At 45.5% G+C, this 3,500-nt stretch carries 3 protein-coding genes; all 3 read left to right on the top strand.

The genetic code is table 11. The annotated features are described in order from the left end of the window. Window positions 1-474 (top strand): nicotinamide-nucleotide amidohydrolase family protein (locus NCCP2222_RS07550; protein ID WP_248511172.1); only part of this gene is annotated, 474 nt, incomplete at its 5' end. A 211-nt stretch (window positions 475-685) separates the two neighbouring features. Next, window positions 686-1,747 (top strand): recombinase RecA, encoded by a 1,062-nt coding sequence (recA, locus tag NCCP2222_RS07545; protein ID WP_269136064.1) that lies wholly within the window; start codon window positions 686-688, stop codon window positions 1,745-1,747. 327 nt (window positions 1,748-2,074) lie between these two features. Further along, on the top strand, window positions 2,075-3,500 hold a 1,426-nt coding region (gene rny, locus NCCP2222_RS07540; protein WP_248511170.1), incomplete at its 3' end, for a ribonuclease Y.

The following is a 3,500-nucleotide window of genomic DNA, read 5'->3' as shown; positions in this document are numbered from 1 at the left end:
AATGAGGATACTTTGTCCTCCAAAGCGGCAGAATTGCTAATAAAGCAAGGACTGACCATTTCAGCGGCTGAAAGCCTGACTGCCGGAATGTTACTGGCTGAGCTTGCGGGTGAAGCAGGCATTAGTGCTTCATTAAAAGGTGGCGTGATCGTTTACAATGAACAGGCTAAAGTAGAACAGCTTGAAATTTCTCCTTCCTTGTTAAAAGAATTTGGCGTTGTAAGCAAGGAATGCGCCACTGCCTTGGCTATGCAAGTGAAAAAGAAATTCAATTCAGACATAGGTGTCGGTTTGACGGGCGTCGCGGGACCTGATCCGCACGATAACAAACCTGTCGGAACTGTATGGATCGGCATCGCGTTTCAAGACGGCACGGTTGAAGCTTATAACCTATCATTATCGGGTTCAAGAAATGCTAATCGCCGGCGAGCTGCACATTATGCTTTATACTATTTAATTAAACATCTTCAGTAATTTAATATCTCTAGTTTTGAAACGGGCCAAACTTGTTATTTAGGGCCCGTTTCTCAATTAAAACTAGGATTTACCCCTTTTTCTCAATTAAAATCTGATATTGAAGAAAAAAATCGAATATCCGTTCGTTTTTTATTTGAGTATTTCTCAAAAAAGGAGTATAGTAGAGACAGGAAGAAAAAGAACAACACCTTTTAGGGGAGGAATCATTTTGAGCGATCGTAAAGCTGCTTTAGACCAAGCTTTGAAACAAATTGAAAAACAATTCGGCAAAGGTTCAGTCATGAAACTGGGGGAACAGACTGACCGTCAAATTTCCACATCATCCTCAGGATCATTGGCACTGGATGCCGCACTAGGAGTAGGCGGATATCCACGTGGACGTGTCATCGAAATATACGGCCCTGAAAGCTCGGGTAAGACAACTGTCGCACTTCATGCGATTGCGGAAGTCCAAGCATCAGGAGGACAAGCTGCATTTATTGATGCGGAGCATGCGCTGGATCCAGTATATGCTCAAAAACTAGGCGTCAATATCGATGAATTGCTCTTATCCCAGCCAGACACGGGCGAGCAGGCGCTTGAAATTGCAGAGGCGCTAGTTCGAAGCGGAGCGATTGACATTATCGTTATCGACTCTGTTGCTGCCCTTGTGCCAAAGGCGGAAATTGAAGGGGAAATGGGTGACTCGCATGTCGGTTTGCAAGCGCGTCTCATGTCCCAGGCGCTCCGTAAGTTGTCAGGAGCTATTAACAAATCGAAGACAATTGCAGTCTTCATTAACCAAATCCGTGAAAAAGTCGGCGTCATGTTCGGTAATCCCGAAGTTACGCCAGGCGGCCGTGCACTAAAATTCTATTCCTCCGTGCGTCTTGAAGTGCGTAGAGGGGAAGCGATCAAGTCCGGAAACGATATTAACGGTAACAAAACGCGGATCCGTGTAGTCAAAAACAAAGTGGCGCCGCCATTCCGGACAGCTGAAGTTGATATTATGTATGGAGAAGGGATTTCCAAAGAAGGCGAGATCGTGGATCTTGGTGCCGAATTGGAAGTTGTCCAAAAGAGCGGGGCTTGGTATTCCTATGAAGGGGAGCGTCTCGGTCAAGGCCGTGAAAATGCGAAGCAGTTCTTGAAGGAAAATCCCGATATCCGTGCTGAAATTGCAAATAAAATTCGTGACTCGTATGGATTGGCAAGCGCAAACTATGTGATTGCCGGCCATGATGAAGAGGAAGAAGAAGAATTGGAACTCTTCCTTGAAAAAGAAGAATAAGAAATAATAGCAGCCGATCTTCCATTTTGTGAAGGTCGGTTTTATTTCAATTCGCTGCAAACTAAGAGAGACTTTAAATAGTTAGAAAGCTATTTTGATATTTTATTTCTAAAATTCACTCATAATATGCGTGGTTTTGAGCTGACATGAAAAACAAGCCGTTAAATAATGGTGAGTTAGGCTCGTGAATCCTTGACATGTCAAATTTACATGGATACAATTAGAATTGTATAATTTCACACCAATGAAATGATTATGGCAGTATGTTGCGTTTTGATATACGTGCCGACTGAAAACGAAAAGAATAAGCAGGAGGAGGTGACCTGGATGTTTAACATAATCATCTCCGCTTTGCTCGGTCTGATCGTCGGTGCAGTTGTTATCTACTCAGTTATGAAAAAAGTGAATGATTCAAAAGTGACGGGTGCCAAAAACTCAGCTGAAACAATTGTCGAAGAGGCGAAACGTGAAGCGGAGGCTTTGAAAAAAGAGGCACTATTGGAAGCGAAAGATGAAAATCACAAATTGAGAATTGAAGCGGAAACGGAAATCCGTGAAAGAAGAGCGGAACTGCAGAAGCAGGAAAATCGCCTTTTGCAACGGGAAGAAAATCTTGACCGCAAGGATGATGCTCTCAACAAAAGAGAAGCGGGACTGGAGCGCAAGGATGAAGCGCTTTCAGGAAGACAACAGCATATTGAACAGATGGAACGCAAGGCGGAAGAACTCGTTGCCGTGCAGCAAGTAGAACTGGAAAGGATTTCGGCACTTACCCGGGATGAAGCGAAACGAATTATCCTGGACGAGGTCGAAAATGAGCTTTCCACAGATATTGCGGTAATGACGAAGGAGTCGGAACAGCGTGCTAAGGAAGAGTCCGAAAAGAAAGCACGTGAAATCCTTTCACTCGCATTACAACGATTTGCTGCTGACCATGTAGCTGAAACGACTGTCTCGGTAGTCAATTTGCCAAATGACGAGATGAAAGGTCGAATCATCGGTCGGGAAGGTCGCAATATCCGTACACTTGAAACGTTGACGGGAATCGATTTGATTATTGATGATACGCCAGAAGCGGTAATTCTATCAGGCTTTGATCCGGTCCGCCGGGAAATTGCCCGTCTTGCTCTCGAAAAGCTTGTACAAGACGGCAGGATTCACCCAGCCCGGATTGAGGAAATGGTGGATAAGGCGAGACGTGAAGTTGACGAACTGATCAGGGAAAAAGGGGAACAAACCACATTCGATATCGGTGTGCATAATCTCCATCCAGATCTGATCAAAATTCTCGGCCGGCTTCATTTCCGGACAAGCTATGGACAGAACGTCTTGAAACACTCGACGGAAGTCGCATATTTAGCCGGATTATTGGCTGCAGAAGTTGGCGAGGACGTCACGCTGGCAAGACGTGCCGGATTGCTTCATGACATCGGAAAAGCAATTGACCACGAAGTGGAAGGCAGCCATGTCCAAATTGGCGTGGAACTCGCTACGAAGTACAAAGAACACCCGGTCGTCATTAACAGTATCGCTTCGCACCATGGCGATGAAGAGGCGACATCGGTCATCGCAGTGCTTGTCGCTGCAGCGGATGCATTATCTGCGGCCCGTCCTGGAGCTCGCAGTGAAACACTGGAAAATTATATCCGCAGGCTACAAAAACTTGAAGAGATTTCAGAGTCGTATGATGGCGTTGAGAAATCATTTGCCATCCAGGCCGGCAGGGAAGTGCGCATCATTGTGCGTCCTGACC

The sequence above is a fragment of the Sporosarcina sp. NCCP-2222 genome (genome assembly GCF_023168145.1).
Lineage (GTDB): Bacteria > Bacillota > Bacilli > Bacillales_A > Planococcaceae > Sporosarcina.
This window is presented reverse-complemented; position numbering and strand designations above follow the sequence as displayed.